Origin of the sequence: Burkholderia aenigmatica, assembly GCF_048627025.1 — a bacterium.
Classification (GTDB): Bacteria; Pseudomonadota; Gammaproteobacteria; order Burkholderiales; family Burkholderiaceae; genus Burkholderia; species Burkholderia aenigmatica.
The window spans coordinates 2,378,179-2,394,633 of record NZ_CP184469.1 but is presented as its reverse complement, the minus strand read 5'-3'; the positions used below and the strand labels follow the sequence as shown (position 1 = coordinate 2,394,633).

Here is a 16,455-nt window from a genome sequence, read left to right as displayed (position 1 = left end):
GGGGATGGGCCGCTTACGCGCGCACCGCTCGTGCGAGCATCGCGTGCAGCAGCACGTCCGCACCGCGCGCCACATCGGCCGGCAGCGCGTCTTCGGCTTCGTTGTGACTCAACCCGCCGACGCACGGAATGAACACCATCGCGGTCGGGCAGTGTTTGGCGAGATGGATCGCGTCGTGTCCGGCGCCGCTGATGATGCGCTGGTTCGGATAGTCGAGCGTGTCGACCGCGTGCTGAACGGTGTCGATGCAGGCCGGATCGAACGGCGTCGCCGGGCTGACCCAATGTTGCGCGATCGCGACCGACACGCCGCGCCGCGCGGCCACTTTGCCGAAACGTGCGCGCACGGCGGCTTCCATGTCGGCGATCGCCGCGTCGTCCGGATGGCGCAGGTCGACCGTGAACGTGACGTCGCCCGCGATCGTGTTGCGCGACGCGTTGCGGATCTGCCATTCGCCGATCGTCGTCAGTCCCAGCGGGAAGTATTCGGCGGCGATCGCCTCGAGTTCGGCCGCCATGTCGGTGGCGGCAAACAGCGCATCTCTCCGGTACTGCATCGGCGTCGTGCCCGCATGGGCGGCTTGCCCTGCGACGCGCACGTCGAGCCAGCGGATCGCCTGGCCGCCCGTGACGACGCCGATCGGCACGCCGTTTTCCTCGAGCACCGGCCCTTGTTCGATATGCGCTTCGAAATAGGCGTCGAACGGCGCGCCGGGCACGGCGCGCTCACCCGCATAGCCGCTCGCGCGGAGCGCATCGGCGACACTTACGCCCGCCGCATCGCGTGACGCGAGCGCGGCGTCGAGCGGCATTACGCCAGTGAACGCGGCGGAGCCGAGCATCGCGGGCGTGAACCGCGCGCCTTCCTCGTTGGTCCACACGACGATCTCGATCGGCCGTTCGGTGGCGATCCCCGCGTCGTTCAGCGTGCGCACGACCTCGAGCGCGGCGAGTACGCCATACACGCCGTCGAAGCGCCCGCCTTCCGGCTGGGTATCGAGGTGGCTGCCGCTCGCGACGGGCGCCGCGTCCGGCCGCAGGCCCGCGCGCCGCGCGAACAGGTTGCCGACGCGATCGACGGTGAGCGTGAGCCCCGCGTCCCGGCACCACGTCTCGAAGCGTGCGCGGCCGGCCGCGTCTTCGTCGGTCAGCGCGAGGCGGCGCACACCGCCTTTCGCGGTCGCGCCCACTTGCGCCATGTCCATGAGGCTCTGCCAGAGCCGCTCCGCATTGATCTTCAGCATCGTCGAGGTTCCTGATCGGTCGGCCGCCCAAGGGCCGGTGTTCATCGTGTCGTCTTTATCGAAAATCAAAAATAATTAGTCCAATTTTTAATCGTTATCCTGAGTATAATTTTCACGAATAATGAAGCCGCGAGCCCCGTGATGAGCAAAGACCGCCCCGACACCTACCTGAACGACCGCCTCGACTGGAACCTGTTGCGCACCTTTCTCGCGATTGCGCGCGAGCAGAGCGTGAGTCGCGCGGCGATGCGCCTGCACCTCACGCAGCCGGCCGTGAGCCAGGCGTTGCGGCGGCTCGAGGATCAACTCGGCCTGCGTCTCGTCGACCGCCACGGGCCGCGCATCGAGGTCACGCAGGCAGGCATCGAGGTGCAGCAGATCGCCGAAGACATCTACGGCACGATCTCGCGGCTGTCGCTTGCCGACGTCGATCGCGATCACGACATTTCGGGCACCGTGCGCATCGGGATCGTCAGCGGCATCGACTTTCCAGCGTACGACGATTTCCTCGCCGAGTTTCATCGGACCTATCCACGCATCGAGTTCGAAAGCCAGGTGATGCGCAGCGCCGACGTCGTCAACAGCCTGCAACAGCGGGCGCTGACGCTCGGGCTGACGCCGCGCCGCGCGCTGCCGAAGCGCATCGACGCCCGCGTGTTCCTGCGCCAGCATTACGCGCTGTTCTGCGGGCGTCACCATCCGCTGTTCGGGCGCGACGGCCTGCGCACGGCGGACCTGGCCGGTCTGCCGTTCGTGTCGTTCACCGGCGACAAGGTCGGCGATCACATGTCGCCGCTGACGATCTTCCGCGACGAGATGGGATTCACCGGGCGCGTGATCGCATCGTCGTCGAGCATGGCCGAGGTCAAGCGCTTCATCTTCGCGGGGCTCGGGATCGGCTGCCTGCCCGAGCACATCGTCCGGGATGACATCGCGCACGGACGTTTCCAGCGCCTGCCGCCCGACGAAGGCGTGGCCGACGTCGACATCCACTTCCTGTGGTCGCAGGGCCGCAAGCTCAATGCGGCCGAGGCGGCGTTCGTCGACGCGCTGAACGCGTTTCTCGACCGCCACGAGGCGCCCGACGCACCGGCCGCGCCGTGACCCGGGCGGCCGCCGGCGTTCAGTAGCCGCGTGCGACATCCACCACATTGCGCAGCGGCTCGCCGTCCAGCAGCCGCTGTACGTTTTGCGCGACCTGCTGGCCAATCGTGTCGGAACTGGCGACCGACGCCATGTGCGGCGTGACGATCAGGTTCGGCGCGCGCCAGAGCGGATCGTCGGCGGGCAGTGGCTCGACCGGGAACACGTCGACGAGCGCGCCGCCGAGCTGGCCGCGTTCGAGCGCCGCGGCAAGATCGGCGACGACGAGATGCTCGCCGCGTCCGACGTGGATCAGCTTCGCACCGGGCTTCAGCCGATCGAAGGTGGTCGCATTCAGGATGCCACGCGTTTCATCCGTCAGCGGCAGCAGGCACACGAGGATGTCGGTGCCGGCGAGAAACGCGTGCAGGCCGTCGTCGTGCTCGAACAGGTCGATACCGGGCAGCGCGCGCGGCTGGCGCGCCCAGCCGCGGACCGCGTAACCGCGTTGCTGGAGATCGACGGCGACACGGCCGCCGATCTCGCCGAGCCCCATGATGCCGACCGTGCATTGCGACGGATGCGCCTGGTCCGGGCGAAACCAGCGCGCCGCCTGCTGGTTGCGCATCGCGAGGTCGAGCCGGCGGTGGAAATGCAGCACGCCCCAGGCGACGAACTCGCTCATGCCGCGCGCATGCTGCGGATCGACGACACGGCACAGCGGCAACGCGGGCAGCGCCGGATCGGCGAGGATGTTGTCGACGCCGGCCGCGATGCTGTGGACGAGCCGCAGGTTCGGCATCGCGGCGAGCGCGCCGTGAGGCGGATCCCAGCACGCGGCGATTTCCGCGTCGGCAGCGCCCGGTTCGCCGTGCATCACGACGTCGAAGGCCGGCGCCGCACGCCGGATCGATTCGACGAGGTGCGACATGTCATAGTTTTTACTGAGGAGTGCGATTGTAGTCATCGGGAGCAGTGGCAGAGGCCGGCACGGAGGGCCGGCGCATGACGAAGGAGTGTCAGCAGCGGTAGTCGGACGCGGGATCGTCGATCAGGCGCAGCGCCGCGCGCCACGCGGTGTCGGCGATGTCGGCCGAATCGTCGCGCGTGAATTGCGCGGCCGTGCGCCGGCAGACGTCGGCGGGCGGTACGATCAGCTTCGCGCCGCCGGCCAGCGCCTGCACCTGCGCCTGGCACGCGCGTTCGAGGAAGTAGATTTCGTGGAACGCCTCGGCGGCAGTGGCGCCGCCCGCAAGCAGGCCGTGGTTGCGCAGGATCATCGCCTTGTGCGTGGCCAGGTCGCGCACCAGCCGGTCGCGTTCGGCGAGGTCGAGCGCAATGCCCTCGTAGTCGTGATAGCCCAGCTTTTCATAGAACTTCAGCGCATGCTGGCTGATCGGCAGCAGGCCGTGTTCCTGCGCGGACACGGCGATGCCTGCCGCGGTATGCGTGTGGACGACGAAGTGCAGGTCGTCCCGTGCGGCATGAACCGCGGAATGGATCGTGAAGCCCGCCGCGTTGACGCGGAACCGCGCCGGCTCGCCGGCCGCGCGCGTGTCGATCACGTTGCCGTGCGCGTCGATCTTCACGAGATCGGACGCGCGCATCTCGTGGAACAGCACACCGTAGCGGTTGATCAGGAAAGTCGGTGTGTCGCCGGGCAGGCGCGCCGAGATGTGCGTGTCGATCATGTCCGTCATGCGGAAATGTGCGACGAGGCGGTACAGTGCCGCCAGGTCGGTACGGATCGCCCATTCGTCGGGCGGGCAGTCGTGCGCGCCGGCCGGCAGGCGTGCGTCTTCGAAGGATCGCATCGGTGTCTCTCCATGTTCAGGCATTGATGGCGGGGTAGTGTTCGCCCGCGCGGGGCGGCCCGTCAATTTCATTGTGCTAATGCGGATCATTAGCGCGGCGAATGGTCGTGCTGCGCGGTGACGGACAGCACGTCGGATAGCGGTTCGCCGGCCCGCAGGCGGGCGAGCAGGGCCGGTTCCGCGCGATCCGACGCGAGCGCGGCGTCGATGACGGCGGCGAGCGTCGCCGGGTCGGCGAACAGCACGCCGTTGTCGTCGGCCATCACGATCGAACCTGGCGCGACCGTCACGCCGCCGCACTGGACGGACAGGCCGAATGCGCTGGCGCCGTCGTCGAGGCGCTTGGTCGTCAACGCGCTCGTGCCGCGCGCAAAGACGGGTAGTCCGATCTGCCGAAGCTCGTGCAGATCGGTCGCTGCGCCGTCGACGACGATGCCGGCCGCCCCCGTACATTGCGCGGCCGTCGCCGTGACCGCGCCGACACACGCATGCATGTGGTCACCCTGCATGTCGATCACGAGCACGTCGCCCGTCGCAAGGCGGGCCAGCGCGCGATTGACCGCGACCGCGTCAGGGCTGCGCAGTTGAAGCGTGACCGCGCGGCCCACCAGCTTTACGCCGGGGACGAGCGCACGCAGTATCGGTTGTGCGAAGCCGGTGTCGAGGAAATGGCCGAGCGTCGGCAGACTCACGTCGCGCAGTTGCTGCACGAGCGACGGATCGAGGGCGGGTGTCACGGGATTCACCGTTCGGCTGGCCGGACTCATGCGCGTTCCCCGACCGGTTCGTCGCGGTGTGCGTGCGCGGACAGGTCGCGTTTCAGCGTTTCCGTGAGCAGCAGGAGCGCGAGCGCGGAGACCAGTGCGGACGCAACCATGTACCACGCGACCGACGAGCCGCGCCCGGTCGCGGACAGCAGCGCGGTCGTCACGATCGGCGTGGCGGCGCTGCCGAGCAGGCCCGACAGCATGTAACTGACCGACAGCCCCGAATAGCGCACTTCGGTGCCGAACAGTTCGGCGAGGAAGGTCGCGATCGGCCCGTAGTTTGCCGCGAACGCGGTCATCATCAGCAGGTAGCCGGCGAGCGCAAGCGAGAACTCGCGGCTGTCGAGCAGCCAGAACATCGGAAACGCGAACAGCGCCTCGGCCAGAATGCCGCCGATGATGACGGGCTTGCGGCCGATGCGGTCCGACAGGCGGCCGAACAGCGGCAGCATCACGATGCAGAGCGCGCAGGCGATCAACGCGATCGACAGCATCGCGCCGCGCGAATAGCCGAGCGTCTGGGTGCCGTAGGTGAGCCCGAACGCGACCATCAGGTTGAATGCGGTACCGGTCGACATCGTCGCGACGCCGCCAAGCACGACCTGCTTGCCGTAGCGGCCCAGCACCGCGGCGATCGGCAGCTTCACCTGCGCGGCGGATTCCTTGACCTTCGCGAAGGTCGGCGTTTCCGTCGTGTTCAGACGGATATACAGGCCGACACCGACGAGCAGTGCGCTCGCGAGGAACGGAATGCGCCAGCCCCACGCGAGCAGCGCCGCGGGCGACAACATCGCACTGCTGACGAGGAACGCGAGATTCGCGATCAGCGTGCCGGCCGGTACGCCGATCTGCACCCACGAACCGAACAGGCCGCGTTTGCCGGCCGGGGCATGCTCGACCGCCATCAGTACCGCGCCGCCCCATTCGCCGCCGAGCGCGAGTCCCTGGACGATGCGCAGCGTCAGCAGCGACACGGGCGCCCAGATGCCGATCGCGCCATACCCCGGCAACAAGCCGATCGCGAACGTCGCGCAGCCCATCAGGACCAGCGACACGAGCAGCATCGACTTGCGTCCGAGCCGGTCGCCGAAATGGCCGAACAGCGCGGCGCCGACGATGCGCGCGAGATACGCGGACGCGAAGGTGCCGAAGGCGAGCAGCGTACCGACGAGCGGCACGAAGCTCGGGAAGAACACCTTGTTGAAGACGAGCGCGGACGCGGTGGCGAAGACGAACAGGTCATACCATTCGACCGTCGTGCCGATCACGCTCGCGATGGCGATGCGCTTCAGGTCGTTGGGCGCAGCAGGAAGGGCGGGGGATGAGGCGGCGGGACGAACCGTGGCCATGGCTTTCTCCGGGGTGGGGCGGTCAGCGTTGAGATGACGGACCGCGCGGCGTGCGCGGCATGTGCGCCTTTATCGGAAGCCAAAAACAATAAGTAAAAGTGCGTTTTCTGATTCTTTGTATTAGTCGCGTTGATGATGCATCCGGTGATTGCCGGCGAGGTTCAGTGCGGGCTGGCCACCTCGCCGTCCGCGCGCACCGCGCCCGGCGGCTTGCCTACCACGCGCTTGAACGCGCGGCTGAACGCGGCGAGCGAGCCGTAGCCGAGCCGGTATGCGACGGCCTCGATCGTCTCGTGGTCGCGCGTGATCCATTGCGCGGCGAGCCGCATCCGCAGTTCGGTCAGGTAGCGCACGGGCGTCATCCCGGTGGCCGCGAGAAAGCGCTCGGCGAACACCGAGCGTGACACGCCCGCTTCGGTCGCGAGTTCCGCCACGCTCCAGTTGCGGCCCGGGTCGCGATGCAGCGCGACGATCGCGCGGCCGAGCTTCGGCTCGCGCAGCGCCTGCACCCAGCCCGTCGCATCGCCACATCCGCACTCGACCCAGCCGCGCACGATGAAAGCTGCGACCACGTCCGCGAGCCGCGCGAGGATGCCCGCGAAACCCGCGCGCGCCGAGCATGCTTCGCGTTCCATCGCGTCGAGCATCGGGCGGATTTCCGGGTAGCGCGCGAGCAGCGTGCCGACGTGCATGAACTCGGGCATCGTGCCGACCAGCGGCTGCATGCCGCCGAGATCGAGCTCCATGCACGCGCTGAAGATCAGCGCATCGCCGGCGCCCGGCTCGGTCGTCGCGCAACTGGCCGGCGACACGCCGGCCGACGCGACCGACGCCACCGTATCGCAGATCTTCGCGACCTCGAAACCGTTGATCTCGCGGCACGGTGCATCGGGGTCCGACACCAGCGCGTGCATGCCGCCATGCGGCAGCAGGATCGCGTCGCCGGCCTCGAGCCGCATCGTGTTGCCCGACGCGTCGCGCAGCAGCACCGGCCCGCGCCCCACGAAATGGAACTGCGCGCGGCCCGTCACATGGCCGAAATTCAGCCCGAACGGCCGCGCGACCTGGATGCGGCGGTACTGGACGCCGCTCAGGCGCATCCCCAGCAGCAGCTCGCTGACGAGGTCGTGCACGTCGGGGATGGGAGGCAGCAGGGGCTCGGACATTTTGAGATTCGGACGATCGATCAACAAGAGCGGATTGTATGTCATAGACCGTCCTGACGTGGTTCCTTACGATACGCCCTCATCAGTACTTTCCCTAACCGACACGGAACCACGCATGAATCCCGGAATCTCCACGGCCGCCTCGACGGCGGCCCCCCGCGAACCGGCCTGGGGCGCGGTATTCGCGATGACGCTCGGCGTCTTCGGGCTCGTCACGGCCGAATTCCTGCCCGCCAGCCTGCTGACGCCGATGGCCGACAGCCTCGGCGTGACCGAAGGCGTGGCCGGGCAGGCCGTCACGGCCACCGCGACGGTCGCGCTCGTCACGAGCCTTTTGATCTCGGCGCTGACGCGCACGATCGACCGGCGGCGCGTGCTGCTCGTGTTCTCGGTGCTGCTCGTCGCCTCGAACCTGGCAGTCGCGTTCGCGCCGAACTTGGGCGTGCTGCTGGTCGGCCGCGTCGTGCTCGGCATCGCGCTCGGCGGCTTCTGGACGATGGCGACGGCCACCGCGATGCGGCTCGTGCCGACGGCGATGGTGCCGCGCGCGCTGTCGATCATCTTCAGCGGCGTGGCGGTCGCAACGATCGCGTCCGCGCCGATGGGCAGCTACTTCGGTCACCTGATCGGCTGGCGCAACGTGTTCCTGATCGCGGCCGTGCTCGGTGCCGTTTCGTTCGTGTCGCAGATCATCACGCTGCCGTCGATGCCGCCGAGCGGCACGACGCGGCTGCGCACGCTGATCGACGTGCTGCGCCGGCCGACCGTCGGCCTCGGCATGTTCGCGACGATCCTCGTGTTCACCGGGCATTTCGCGTTCTTCACGTACCTGCGGCCGTTCCTCGAACAGGTCGCGGGCGTCGGCGTGAACGGGCTGTCGGCGATCCTGCTCGGCTACGGCATCGCGAACTTCGTCGGCACGTCGCTCGCCGGTCGCGTGCTCGAACACCGGTTGCGGCCGATGCTGATCGGGATGCCGGCGCTGATGGTCGTGCTCGGCGTCGCGCTCGTCGCGCTCGGCCGTGCGCCGATGATCGACGCGGTGCTCGTCGCGTTGTGGGGGATGGCGTTCGGTGGCGTGCCCGTCGCCTGGTCGACCTGGGTCACGCGTACCGTGCCCGATGAGGCCGAGAGCGCAGGCGGGCTGATCGTCGCGGCGATCCAGCTTGCGATCGCGACGGGCGCGGCAGCCGGCGGTGTCGTATTCGACGCGAACGGCGCGGCCGGCGTGTTCGTTGCGGCAGCCGTCGTGCTGGCCGTCGCGGTTGCGACGATCGTGACCGGCGTGCCGAAGCGCGTCGGCGTGGTGTCCGTGCCGCTGGCGGAGTGAGTCGCACTGGCGGGCCGCCCGGCCCGCCGCTCAGCGCACCGGTGCGTGCGCGTCGAGCAACTGCCGGTGGCGCGCTTCGGTCGCGTCGTCGGCGGGGAACATGCACTCCATGCGCAGCTCCTGCGCGGCGGCGCTTTGGGGCGTACCCACCGTCGTGACCAGCGAGAAGTAACGCAGCACGACGCCTTCGTGCACGAAGCCGATCGGGATGACCGGCAGCGACGGCGCGGCGGCTGGCGCCAGCGGCGTTTTCCAGTCGCGTGGCGCATCGGGGCTGGCGAGCAGGTCGTCGAGCAGCCGCCGGGTGTCGTCGTCGATCACGCGGCCGACCGATTCGCGCTGCACGCGCTGCAGCAGGCTGCGCGACACGGTATCCCAGTCGGCCAGGAACGGCCGCATGCCGTGCGGATCGAACATCAGGCGCAGCAGGTTGCGCGGGCCGTCGCGTGCAGCCATGTCGATGAAACAGCCGAAAAAGCGCGGCGCCGCGTCGTTGGTCATCAGCACGTTCCAGTGACGGTCCATCACGATCGCCGGAAACGGATCGTGCTGGCGCACGACCCGTTCCAGCGCGCCGATCACGCCCTGCATCTCCTGCGCGTCCCACGGCGCTTCCGAATACACGGGTGCATAGCCGGCCGCGAGCAGCAGTGCGTTGCGCTCGCGCAGCGGCACGTCCAGTGTCTGCGCGAGCGTCAGCAGCGTGTCGCGGCCCGGCACGCTGCGCCCGCTTTCGATGAAACTGATCTGGCGCTGCGAAATGCCCGCATCGAGCGACAGGTCGAGCTGGCTCACGCCGCGCACGTCGCGCCAGTAGCGCAGCAACTGGCCCAGTTCATGCGGCGGCGCGTGCCGATCGCGACGGCTGGCGTGCATCGTGCCTCCCTCGGCGTTCCATGAGCGACCGATCGACTATATCGGACTCACGCGGCGTTCGCATGCCACGCGAAGGCGTCGAACGGCGCTTCGAGCGTGGGCCGCGTCACGCTGCCGACGTAGTTCGTGATCGTCGACGCGGCGACCACCGCGATTACTTCCAGCAACTGTTCGGCGCTGAAGCCGGCGTCGAGGAACGATTGCCGGTCGATATCGGCCAGGCGGCCGCGGGTGTCGATCAGCTTGCGCGCCGTGGCCGACAGCGCGGCCAGTGTCGCATCGCCGGGCAGGCCGCCGCGGCGGATCGCATCGACGTCGGCGTGGGTCACACCCTGTTTCAGCGCAAGCGCGGTATGGAAGGCGACCGGCCACTCGCTCGCGTTCGTGACCGCGTTGGTGAGCAGGAGCGTCTGGATCTGCGGCTCGGTGAGGCTGCTGGCGTGCACGCGCTCGAACAGGCCGATGAAGCCGTTGATCAGCACCGGCGATGCGGCCATGGCCGCCGCGATGTTCGGAATCACGCCGAAGGTGTGCTGGAGCTGCTGGAGGACGGGCTTCGATTCGGCCGGCGCGGAGTCGATGGTGTGAAGCGGATAGGCGGACATGATGTCTCCCGGGCGATGAGCGCCGCCGGAATGGCGGCGCGACACCCGAAGCGTAGGAGCGGTCGTGTCGTGCGCCAATTACATGCGATGTAATCACCCGGCGTGACGGGGCGGCGAACGGCGCGCATCGATCACACGGCACACCCGGGTTCAGCGGGCCGATTCGCGTGGCGCGCGCATGCGATCGTATGATGTGCGAGCATCCGTGGCGCGATGCTGGTGCCGGTGGCCGGCAAGGGCGGGCGATCGTTGGCCGGTGTCGGGGGGAGGGCGCGGCCGCGTTGGCAGTTTGCATGCGCGACGCGACGGGCTTCCCGGATTTTTCCACGCAACAACAGCATCCTTGAAGCGCTTGGCTCAATGAAGACGGTAATCAACTTCAATTATCTGTCGCCGCTGTACACGTGCTTGTTCACCATGACCGATGACGAGCTGGACGATTTCACCATCAACTCCGATGACGGGCGGGCGTGGCTGCTCCAGCAGATGAAAACCCGATTCGCGCGATACGGTGCCGAATCCCGGTCGCGCGTCGTCGACGCACTGGAGTATGTGCTGGTGTCGGGTTCATGGCTGGCGCACTGGCGTGGCATCGTGCCGCACGCGATTCCGCTGGACGACGTGACCGACAAGGAGAACTATGTTCGCGATGTTTTTCAGGTGCTGGCCGGCAGGGCACCCGATCCCGCATTCGACGTTTGCGAGATCGAATTCGACCACACCGTCGGGCGCGATGGTATCGACATCCGGAAATAGCCAGGCAATCGACGCATGCGCACGACGGAACGCGAGATGAAGAAGGATAACGAAACGATCGAACTGTCCGGCGAGGAGGCGTTGCGTGTGCTCGCGGAGATCGAGTACATCCTCATCTCGTTGCGCAATATCGGCCGCTACTATCACGCTGGCCCGGCAGCCGCTGCCGGCCCGGATCCGGACTATGCGCAGGAAACCAACCGGTTCATCGACGAGGGCCGCGTGACCCGGCGGCTGGCGGAGGTGCGAAAGATCATCACCGCGAAATTCGATCGGTCGCTCGGCGCCGACGACATGGACGACGTCGAGCGGGCGATGGAGCACGTCAAGGTCTGGGAGAAGCCCGGCGATCTGTGACGGTCGGCGCGGCGTGCGGCCGGCATTGCGATGCCGGCCGGCCCTGGATCACGATGAAACGCGCGTCAGCCGCCTTGCCTGACCATCTCCGCCAGCGTCTTCATCGCCTGCAGGTACGGATACGGCCCGTGGCTGATGCGGGCCACGCCGTATGCCGCGAATTCGGCGAGCGTCGGCGTGGCCGTGACGCGCATCACGTTCACCGGCAGCGGCGACGCGGCCGTCAGCGCACGAATGAGCGCGGGCGAGCGCAGCCCCGGCACGAACAACCCGTCGGCACCGGCCGCTGCGTACGCGCGTGCGCGGGCCAGCGTGGCATCGAGCAGGCGCTCGTCGTGCGTGTCGGCCGGCGCCTTGAAGAACACGTCGGTACGCGCGTTGACGAAGTAGTCGGCGCCCGCGCGATCCGCAGCCTGGCGGGCTGCCGCGAGACGGGCCGCCGCCGCATCGACGTCACGCAATTCACCCGTTGCCGGGAAGCTGTCTTCGAGGTTGCAGCCGATCGCGCCGGCGTCGATGCTCAGCGCGATTGTCTCGGCGACATCTTCCGGCCGCTCGCCGTACCCGCTTTCGAGATCGACGGTGATGGGCAGGTCCGTGGCACGCGTGATCCGTTCGAGCACTTCCATCATCAGCGCGCGCGGCATCTGCTCGCCGTCGACGAAACCGTTGGCCGCCGCGACCGACCAGCTGCCGGTTGCCAGCGCGACGGCGCCCGCGTCGGCCGCCGTGCGCGCGCTGCCGGCGTCCCACACGTTGAACAGCGCCAGCGGCTGGCCCGCGCGGTGAAGCGAACGGAAATACGCGCCTTTTTCATTGCTGCTCATGCCTGTGTCTCCTTGTGGAAAACCGGGTCGGTTGTCGTGCCGAACGATACTGCCACCGAATCGAGCGCCGCGAGAAAGTCGCGCGCGTCGAACAGCTCGCCGAGACTGCGCACGCCGCCTGACGTCACGGTGTCGCCCGCGATCAGGCGCACGGCTGCTTCGACGATGATCGGGGCGCTGACCGCGTAGATGTCGCGGCCGGACGCCGTCGCGCGGTGCGTCGTGCCGCCCTGCACGACGATTGCGTCCATCGCGAACTGCTGCGCCGAGCGGCCCAGTGAGTCGGTCGCCTCGGGCGGCGGCGTGGCCGTATCGCGCACGTCGCGCAGCGCGAGCGTCGCGAGCCACGATTCGATCGTATCGATGCGCAGGTGACGCGACAGCGTCATCACTTCCGAAAACGGCAGCAACGTCACGTCGACGCGGCCGATCGGCGGCGGGAACGGCCATGCGCGTTCGCGTGCGGTCGACGGCACCGGCGTCGGCTTGCCGGCCTTCTGCACGAGCCGCACCGCGCGATTGCGTTCGCCCGTCACGCGCGTACCGCGCGTCGGGTGCCAGCGGTCGAGCCCGGTCGCGATGTCGACGCGCTCGATCGGCTGGTTCTTGTCCACGACGGCCGTGACGAGCAGGTCGGCCAGGCCGCCGTAGAATGCCGCGGCCGGCACGACGGTCACGCCCGCGGCGCGCGCCCGCGCATCGCAGTGTTCGGCCAGTGCCAGCACCGACGGCTGCTCGGCGGTCAGGTCGAGATAGGGGATGCCGGCCCGCAGCGCGGCTTCGGCCAGCGGCAGCGCGGTATCGAGGTACGGGCCCGCGCAGTTGATCACCGCGGCCGCGCCGCGCAATGCGGCGTCGAGCGCGGCCGGATCGTCGATCGCGGCGACGCGCGCGAGCGCCGTGTCGCCGCCGTCTTCGGCGAGCCGCGCGGCATCGCGGCCGATGCGGATCGCGCGCAGGCCGCGCCGCGCCAGTTCGGCGACCACAAACCGCCCGGTATGACCCGTGGCGCCATAGACTGCAACCGTCATTCGATCGTCCATGATCAACTCCGCTACAGAACGGTCTGTTTTATAGTACAGACCTGTAGCGTCGTCAAGCACGCGGTGCTATGATCCGATCACTGTTGCGGTAGGGGCGGCCAGCACGGCCGGGTGGGGATGAAAAAGGAAACAGGTACATCAGCGAACGCGCCCGATACGCGCGAACGCATTCTGCAAACGGCCAGTGAGCTGTTCTACCGGGAGGGCACGCGCGCGGTCGGCGTGGACCTGATCGTCGCGCAGGCAGGCGTCGCGAAGACGAGCCTCTATCGGCACTTCGCGACGAAGGACGACCTGATCGAAGCGTTCCTGCTGCGCGAGGACGCCGATTTCTGGGCGCATTGGGATGCGGTGGCCGCGCAATACCGGCGCACGCCGCGCGAGGAACTGGATGCGCAGCTGCAATGGCTCGGCGAACGCATTGCGCGCCCCGGCTATCGCGGCTGCCCGCAGATCAACATCGCCGCCGAATATGCGGACGGCAACCATCCGGCCCGCAAGGTGGCCGTCGCGCACAAGCAGGAGCTACGGCGCCGGCTGACCGAGCTGGCGGGGGCGATCGGCGTCGACGAGCCGGAAACCTTCGCATTGCGGCTCGCGACCGTCATCGACGGTGCGCTGAGCAGCGGGCAGGCGCTGCATGCGCACGGGCCCGTGGCTTTCCTGCAGGAATTCGCGCAACTGCTGCTGCCGAAGAAGGGCCGGAAGTAAGCGTCCTTGCCGCAGCGATCCGCGCGCCGGTTCGGTTCAGTCGCGCGGGGCCGGATCGACCGACAGTGTGCGCAACTGGCTGCGCAACTGATCGACTTCCTCCGGCGCGAACGGCCGTTCGATCTCGGCATGCGCCTGCTGCCACAGCGGAAACGCTTCGGCGAGCAGGTCGTTCCCGGCCGGCGTCAGTTCGAGCAGGCGGCTGCGCCGGTCGTCCGGATCCTGCGCGATCGTGACGAGGCCGCGCCGCTCGAGCGGCTTGAGCGCGGCCGTGAGCGTGGTGCGATCCATCGCGAGCAGCGACGCGACCGATTTCATCGGCGCTGGCTGGGGCCGGTTCAGCGACATCAGCAGCGAAAACTGGCCGTTGGTGAGATCCAGCGGGCGCAGCACATCGTCGAAAATCCGCGCAAGATTACGCGCCGCGCGCTGCATGTGCAGGCACAGGCAGCAATCGCGCACCATCAGCGTCGTTTCGAAAGGGAGCTTTTCTTTTCGTGCCATGTTGCAATTGTGTTGATATCAACCTATCTTGTCAAGGTCGAGGCGCGGCAGCCCGTCGCGTCCGTCACCGGAGGAGACAGCATGAGTGCTCAACAGCAGTTGTATCTCGCGGTATTTCTCGGGACCAAGGATAGCCCGGCCATGAAGGCCTGGATGGCGCTGCCGGAAGACGCGCGGCGCACGCGCGAGCGCGACGGCATCGCCGCATGGCATGCGTGGGTCGACCGGCATCGCGACGCGATCGTCGAGATGGGCGGGCCGCTCGGCAAGACCAAGACCATCGATGCGGCTGGCGTCACGGACACGGCGAACGCAATGAGCGGCTTCACCGTCGTGCGGGCCGCGTCGCACGAAGCCGCGGCCGCGCTGTTCGAAGGCCATCCGCATTTCACGCTGTTCCCGGGCGTGGCGATCGACGTGATGCCGGTGCTGGCGATTCCCGGCGCGTGAACGACGGGCGAGGCCGCGCATCGCGTATCGGCGATGCGCCGTGGCCGGCAAGTGGAGATTTTCCCGACATTCTGGATGGAGACTGGCGATGAAGCTTTACGGATTTGCCGGCACCCGCTCGCAACGCGCGCTGTGGGGGCTGAAAGAACTGGATGCCGATTTCGAGTTCATCTCGGTGAACCTGCTCCAGGGCGAGCACAAGCGGCCCGAATTCCTGCGCCTCAATCCGGCCGGCAAGGTGCCGGTGCTGGTGGACGGCGACCTCGTGATTCCCGAGTCGGCCGCGATCGTGCTGTATCTCGCGGACAAGTACCCGGAGAAGGCGCTGCTGCCGGTCGATCCGGCGCTGCGGGCCGAGGCTTACCGGTGGGTGATGTTCGCGGTGACGGAGCTCGAGCAGCCGCTGTGGCGGATCACGCGGCATTCGTTCATCTATCCGCCGGAGAAGCGCTCGCCGGCCGATATCGAACTGGCGCGCGAGGATTTCAAGACGATGGCCGCGATCCTCGACAAGCATCTCGAAGGGCGCGCGTTCATCGTCGGCGACACGCTGACGGTGGCCGATTGCGTGACGGCCTACCTGATCGACTGGGCCGGCGAGTGCAACCTGATCGAATCGTTCCCGCAGCTGCGTGCGTATCTCGAACGGCTGTATGCGCGGCCGAAGGCGCCGCAACGGATCGCGGACGCGCGCAAGGCGGCGTAAATGGGCGGCGGCCGGTCATGCGTCGCATCGGCGTGGCCGGTCGCTGCATTTGCGTCATCGGTGAACGGTGGTCAGCCGCGTGTCATGGCGGGGAAGCGTGCGTCGCGAATGTGGCGCACGCAGGCGCTCACACTACGGTGTCAGGCCCGCCGAGCGCGCGACACAGCATCGACAGGTCGCTGAGTGTGAGGTGCGTCGTCGCGGCCTGCGGCTGAACACGCTCCGTTTCCGGATGCGTATCGCGCACCACCCACGCTGCCTGAAGTCCCGCGTTCAATGCGCCGACGATATCGAGGTGATAATCGTCGCCGACATGCAGCAATTCCGCCGGCCGCACATCGAGCGTTTGCGCCGCCGCATGGAAGATCCCGGGCGCCGGCTTCGCGACTCCGAACGCATGCGCGCTGAGCGTCGCACGAAAGAATTCGCCGCCGCCGGTCAGCTGCAGATCCGCGTTGCCGTTGGTCACCGCGATCAACGGGAAGCGCGCGCTCAACCACGCGAGCGCCGGCAGCGCATCTTCATAGAATTCGACCCGGTTGCGTGCGGCATAGAAGGCGGCGTACGCATGCTCGGTGAGCGCGGCATCTTCGTTCGCACGCTCCAGCGCCAGCCTGATCGAGCCGATTCTCATCGCGCGGAAGTCGCCGGCGAGCTCGGGGCACAATCGTTCGTATTCCTCACGTAGCTCGCTCAGTGCCTGCTGCGTGGGCAGCACGCTCGCGGTACCGGGCGCATGCTCGATCAGCCACGCGCGGAGGGCGGCTTCGGCCCGGACGACGGCTGGCCCGAACGGCCAAAGGGTGTCGTCCAGGTCGAACGAGAGGGCGGAAACTTGGGTGAGACGCATGGCGATTGACGGGGAATT

Annotated in this window: 19 protein-coding genes; 7 read left to right on the top strand and 12 right to left on the bottom strand. The window is 68.0% G+C overall.

The genetic code is table 11. The features are described 5' to 3' along the window. Positions 1-13: 13 nt before the first annotated feature. The gene (locus ACN8ZM_RS27715; protein WP_420211328.1) at positions 14-1,243 is read right to left on the bottom strand and encodes a Zn-dependent hydrolase; all 1,230 of its coding nucleotides are present in this window, start codon (positions 1,241-1,243) and stop codon (positions 14-16) included. 141 nt (positions 1,244-1,384) lie between these two features. On the opposite strand from ACN8ZM_RS27715, the gene ACN8ZM_RS27710 reads away from it, so the two are divergent. Next, positions 1,385-2,347, top strand: coding sequence for a LysR family transcriptional regulator (locus ACN8ZM_RS27710; protein WP_420211327.1), 963 nt, complete (start codon positions 1,385-1,387; stop codon positions 2,345-2,347). Positions 2,348-2,366: 19 nt separating this feature from the next. On the opposite strand, the gene ACN8ZM_RS27705 is transcribed toward ACN8ZM_RS27710, so the two are convergent. The 5 genes from ACN8ZM_RS27705 to ACN8ZM_RS27685 form a co-directional block, all read right to left on the bottom strand. Next, complete coding sequence (locus ACN8ZM_RS27705; RefSeq protein ID WP_179258839.1) at positions 2,367-3,293, bottom strand: 2-hydroxyacid dehydrogenase; 927 nt, start codon at positions 3,291-3,293, stop codon at positions 2,367-2,369. Positions 3,294-3,345: 52 nt separating this feature from the next. Then, a complete protein-coding gene (locus tag ACN8ZM_RS27700; protein ID WP_420211326.1) occupies positions 3,346-4,140 on the bottom strand; it encodes a class II aldolase/adducin family protein in 795 nt (264 codons plus the stop codon). Between the two features lie 89 nt (positions 4,141-4,229). Continuing rightward, a complete protein-coding gene (locus ACN8ZM_RS27695; RefSeq protein WP_244912127.1) occupies positions 4,230-4,877 on the bottom strand; it encodes an RraA family protein in 648 nt (215 codons plus the stop codon). Positions 4,878-4,903: 26 nt separating this feature from the next. Continuing rightward, entirely contained in the window at positions 4,904-6,256 is a 1,353-nt protein-coding gene (locus ACN8ZM_RS27690; RefSeq protein ID WP_420211325.1) for an MFS transporter, read from the bottom strand. Between the two features lie 161 nt (positions 6,257-6,417). Then, positions 6,418-7,467 carry an AraC family transcriptional regulator gene (locus tag ACN8ZM_RS27685; protein WP_420211324.1) on the bottom strand — a complete coding sequence of 350 codons (1,050 nt, stop codon included), beginning with the start codon at positions 7,465-7,467 and terminating at the stop codon, positions 6,418-6,420. A gap of 70 nt (positions 7,468-7,537) precedes the next feature. Here ACN8ZM_RS27685 and ACN8ZM_RS27680 point away from each other — a divergent pair, with 70 nt between their 5' ends. Further along, entirely contained in the window at positions 7,538-8,752 is a 1,215-nt protein-coding gene (locus ACN8ZM_RS27680) for an MFS transporter (protein WP_089453648.1), read from the top strand. Between the two features lie 30 nt (positions 8,753-8,782). On the opposite strand, the gene ACN8ZM_RS27675 is transcribed toward ACN8ZM_RS27680, so the two are convergent. Beyond that, positions 8,783-9,628: a helix-turn-helix domain-containing protein gene (locus ACN8ZM_RS27675; protein WP_043178360.1), complete on the bottom strand. Its 846-nt coding sequence runs from the start codon at positions 9,626-9,628 to the stop codon at positions 8,783-8,785. 47 nt (positions 9,629-9,675) lie between these two features. Then, the gene (locus ACN8ZM_RS27670) at positions 9,676-10,233 is read right to left on the bottom strand and encodes a carboxymuconolactone decarboxylase family protein (RefSeq protein ID WP_420211323.1); all 558 of its coding nucleotides are present in this window, start codon (positions 10,231-10,233) and stop codon (positions 9,676-9,678) included. 213 nt (positions 10,234-10,446) lie between these two features. Between ACN8ZM_RS27670 and ACN8ZM_RS27665 the strand changes: the two genes are divergently transcribed. After that, positions 10,447-10,989, top strand: coding sequence for a hypothetical protein (locus tag ACN8ZM_RS27665; protein WP_420211322.1), 543 nt, complete (start codon positions 10,447-10,449; stop codon positions 10,987-10,989). A 36-nt stretch (positions 10,990-11,025) separates the two neighbouring features. Next, complete coding sequence (locus tag ACN8ZM_RS27660; protein WP_043179190.1) at positions 11,026-11,346, top strand: hypothetical protein; 321 nt, start codon at positions 11,026-11,028, stop codon at positions 11,344-11,346. Between the two features lie 65 nt (positions 11,347-11,411). Here ACN8ZM_RS27660 and ACN8ZM_RS27655 read toward each other — a convergent pair whose 3' ends face one another. Together ACN8ZM_RS27655 and ACN8ZM_RS27650 are read right to left on the bottom strand one after the other, a co-directional pair. Continuing rightward, positions 11,412-12,173: an isocitrate lyase/PEP mutase family protein gene (locus ACN8ZM_RS27655; protein WP_420211321.1), complete on the bottom strand. Its 762-nt coding sequence runs from the start codon at positions 12,171-12,173 to the stop codon at positions 11,412-11,414. Continuing rightward, positions 12,170-13,216: a saccharopine dehydrogenase family protein gene (locus ACN8ZM_RS27650; RefSeq protein ID WP_420211320.1), complete on the bottom strand. Its 1,047-nt coding sequence runs from the start codon at positions 13,214-13,216 to the stop codon at positions 12,170-12,172. The genes ACN8ZM_RS27655 and ACN8ZM_RS27650 overlap by 4 nt, the downstream gene beginning before the upstream one ends. Positions 13,217-13,333: 117 nt before the next feature. Here ACN8ZM_RS27650 and ACN8ZM_RS27645 point away from each other — a divergent pair, with 117 nt between their 5' ends. After that, positions 13,334-13,927, top strand: a complete 594-nt coding sequence (locus ACN8ZM_RS27645) for a TetR/AcrR family transcriptional regulator (protein ID WP_301766948.1) — start codon at positions 13,334-13,336, stop codon at positions 13,925-13,927. A gap of 36 nt (positions 13,928-13,963) precedes the next feature. Here ACN8ZM_RS27645 and ACN8ZM_RS27640 read toward each other — a convergent pair whose 3' ends face one another. Then, the gene (locus tag ACN8ZM_RS27640) at positions 13,964-14,431 is read right to left on the bottom strand and encodes a MarR family winged helix-turn-helix transcriptional regulator (protein WP_043178349.1); all 468 of its coding nucleotides are present in this window, start codon (positions 14,429-14,431) and stop codon (positions 13,964-13,966) included. Positions 14,432-14,512: 81 nt separating this feature from the next. On the opposite strand from ACN8ZM_RS27640, the gene ACN8ZM_RS27635 reads away from it, so the two are divergent. Further along, the gene (locus tag ACN8ZM_RS27635; RefSeq protein WP_205822939.1) at positions 14,513-14,881 is read left to right on the top strand and encodes a hypothetical protein; all 369 of its coding nucleotides are present in this window, start codon (positions 14,513-14,515) and stop codon (positions 14,879-14,881) included. A gap of 88 nt (positions 14,882-14,969) precedes the next feature. Then, the gene (locus ACN8ZM_RS27630; protein WP_043178344.1) at positions 14,970-15,587 is read left to right on the top strand and encodes a glutathione S-transferase family protein; all 618 of its coding nucleotides are present in this window, start codon (positions 14,970-14,972) and stop codon (positions 15,585-15,587) included. A gap of 127 nt (positions 15,588-15,714) precedes the next feature. Here the strand turns inward: ACN8ZM_RS27630 and ACN8ZM_RS27625 are convergent, their stop codons facing one another. Beyond that, on the bottom strand, positions 15,715-16,437 hold the full coding sequence (locus ACN8ZM_RS27625; RefSeq protein ID WP_420211319.1) for an HAD family hydrolase: 723 nt from the start codon (positions 16,435-16,437) through the stop codon (positions 15,715-15,717). Positions 16,438-16,455 lie beyond the last annotated feature (18 nt).

Coding starts and splice junctions, on each gene's coding strand:
- ACN8ZM_RS27715 (WP_420211328.1), bottom strand. CDS start 1,243: ATGCTGAAGATCAATGCGGAGCGGCTCTGGCAGAGCCTCATGGACATG.
- ACN8ZM_RS27710 (WP_420211327.1), top strand. CDS start 1,385: ATGAGCAAAGACCGCCCCGACACCTACCTGAACGACCGCCTCGACTGG.
- ACN8ZM_RS27705 (WP_179258839.1), bottom strand. CDS start 3,293: ATGACTACAATCGCACTCCTCAGTAAAAACTATGACATGTCGCACCTC.
- ACN8ZM_RS27700 (WP_420211326.1), bottom strand. CDS start 4,140: ATGCGATCCTTCGAAGACGCACGCCTGCCGGCCGGCGCGCACGACTGC.
- ACN8ZM_RS27690 (WP_420211325.1), bottom strand. CDS start 6,256: ATGGCCACGGTTCGTCCCGCCGCCTCATCCCCCGCCCTTCCTGCTGCG.
- ACN8ZM_RS27685 (WP_420211324.1), bottom strand. CDS start 7,467: ATGACATACAATCCGCTCTTGTTGATCGATCGTCCGAATCTCAAAATG.
- ACN8ZM_RS27680 (WP_089453648.1), top strand. CDS start 7,538: ATGAATCCCGGAATCTCCACGGCCGCCTCGACGGCGGCCCCCCGCGAA.
- ACN8ZM_RS27675 (WP_043178360.1), bottom strand. CDS start 9,628: ATGCACGCCAGCCGTCGCGATCGGCACGCGCCGCCGCATGAACTGGGC.
- ACN8ZM_RS27670 (WP_420211323.1), bottom strand. CDS start 10,233: ATGTCCGCCTATCCGCTTCACACCATCGACTCCGCGCCGGCCGAATCG.
- ACN8ZM_RS27665 (WP_420211322.1), top strand. CDS start 10,447: ATGCTGGTGCCGGTGGCCGGCAAGGGCGGGCGATCGTTGGCCGGTGTC.
- ACN8ZM_RS27660 (WP_043179190.1), top strand. CDS start 11,026: ATGAAGAAGGATAACGAAACGATCGAACTGTCCGGCGAGGAGGCGTTG.
- ACN8ZM_RS27655 (WP_420211321.1), bottom strand. CDS start 12,173: ATGAGCAGCAATGAAAAAGGCGCGTATTTCCGTTCGCTTCACCGCGCG.
- ACN8ZM_RS27650 (WP_420211320.1), bottom strand. CDS start 13,216: ATGGACGATCGAATGACGGTTGCAGTCTATGGCGCCACGGGTCATACC.
- ACN8ZM_RS27645 (WP_301766948.1), top strand. CDS start 13,334: ATGAAAAAGGAAACAGGTACATCAGCGAACGCGCCCGATACGCGCGAA.
- ACN8ZM_RS27640 (WP_043178349.1), bottom strand. CDS start 14,431: ATGGCACGAAAAGAAAAGCTCCCTTTCGAAACGACGCTGATGGTGCGC.
- ACN8ZM_RS27635 (WP_205822939.1), top strand. CDS start 14,513: ATGAGTGCTCAACAGCAGTTGTATCTCGCGGTATTTCTCGGGACCAAG.
- ACN8ZM_RS27630 (WP_043178344.1), top strand. CDS start 14,970: ATGAAGCTTTACGGATTTGCCGGCACCCGCTCGCAACGCGCGCTGTGG.
- ACN8ZM_RS27625 (WP_420211319.1), bottom strand. CDS start 16,437: ATGCGTCTCACCCAAGTTTCCGCCCTCTCGTTCGACCTGGACGACACC.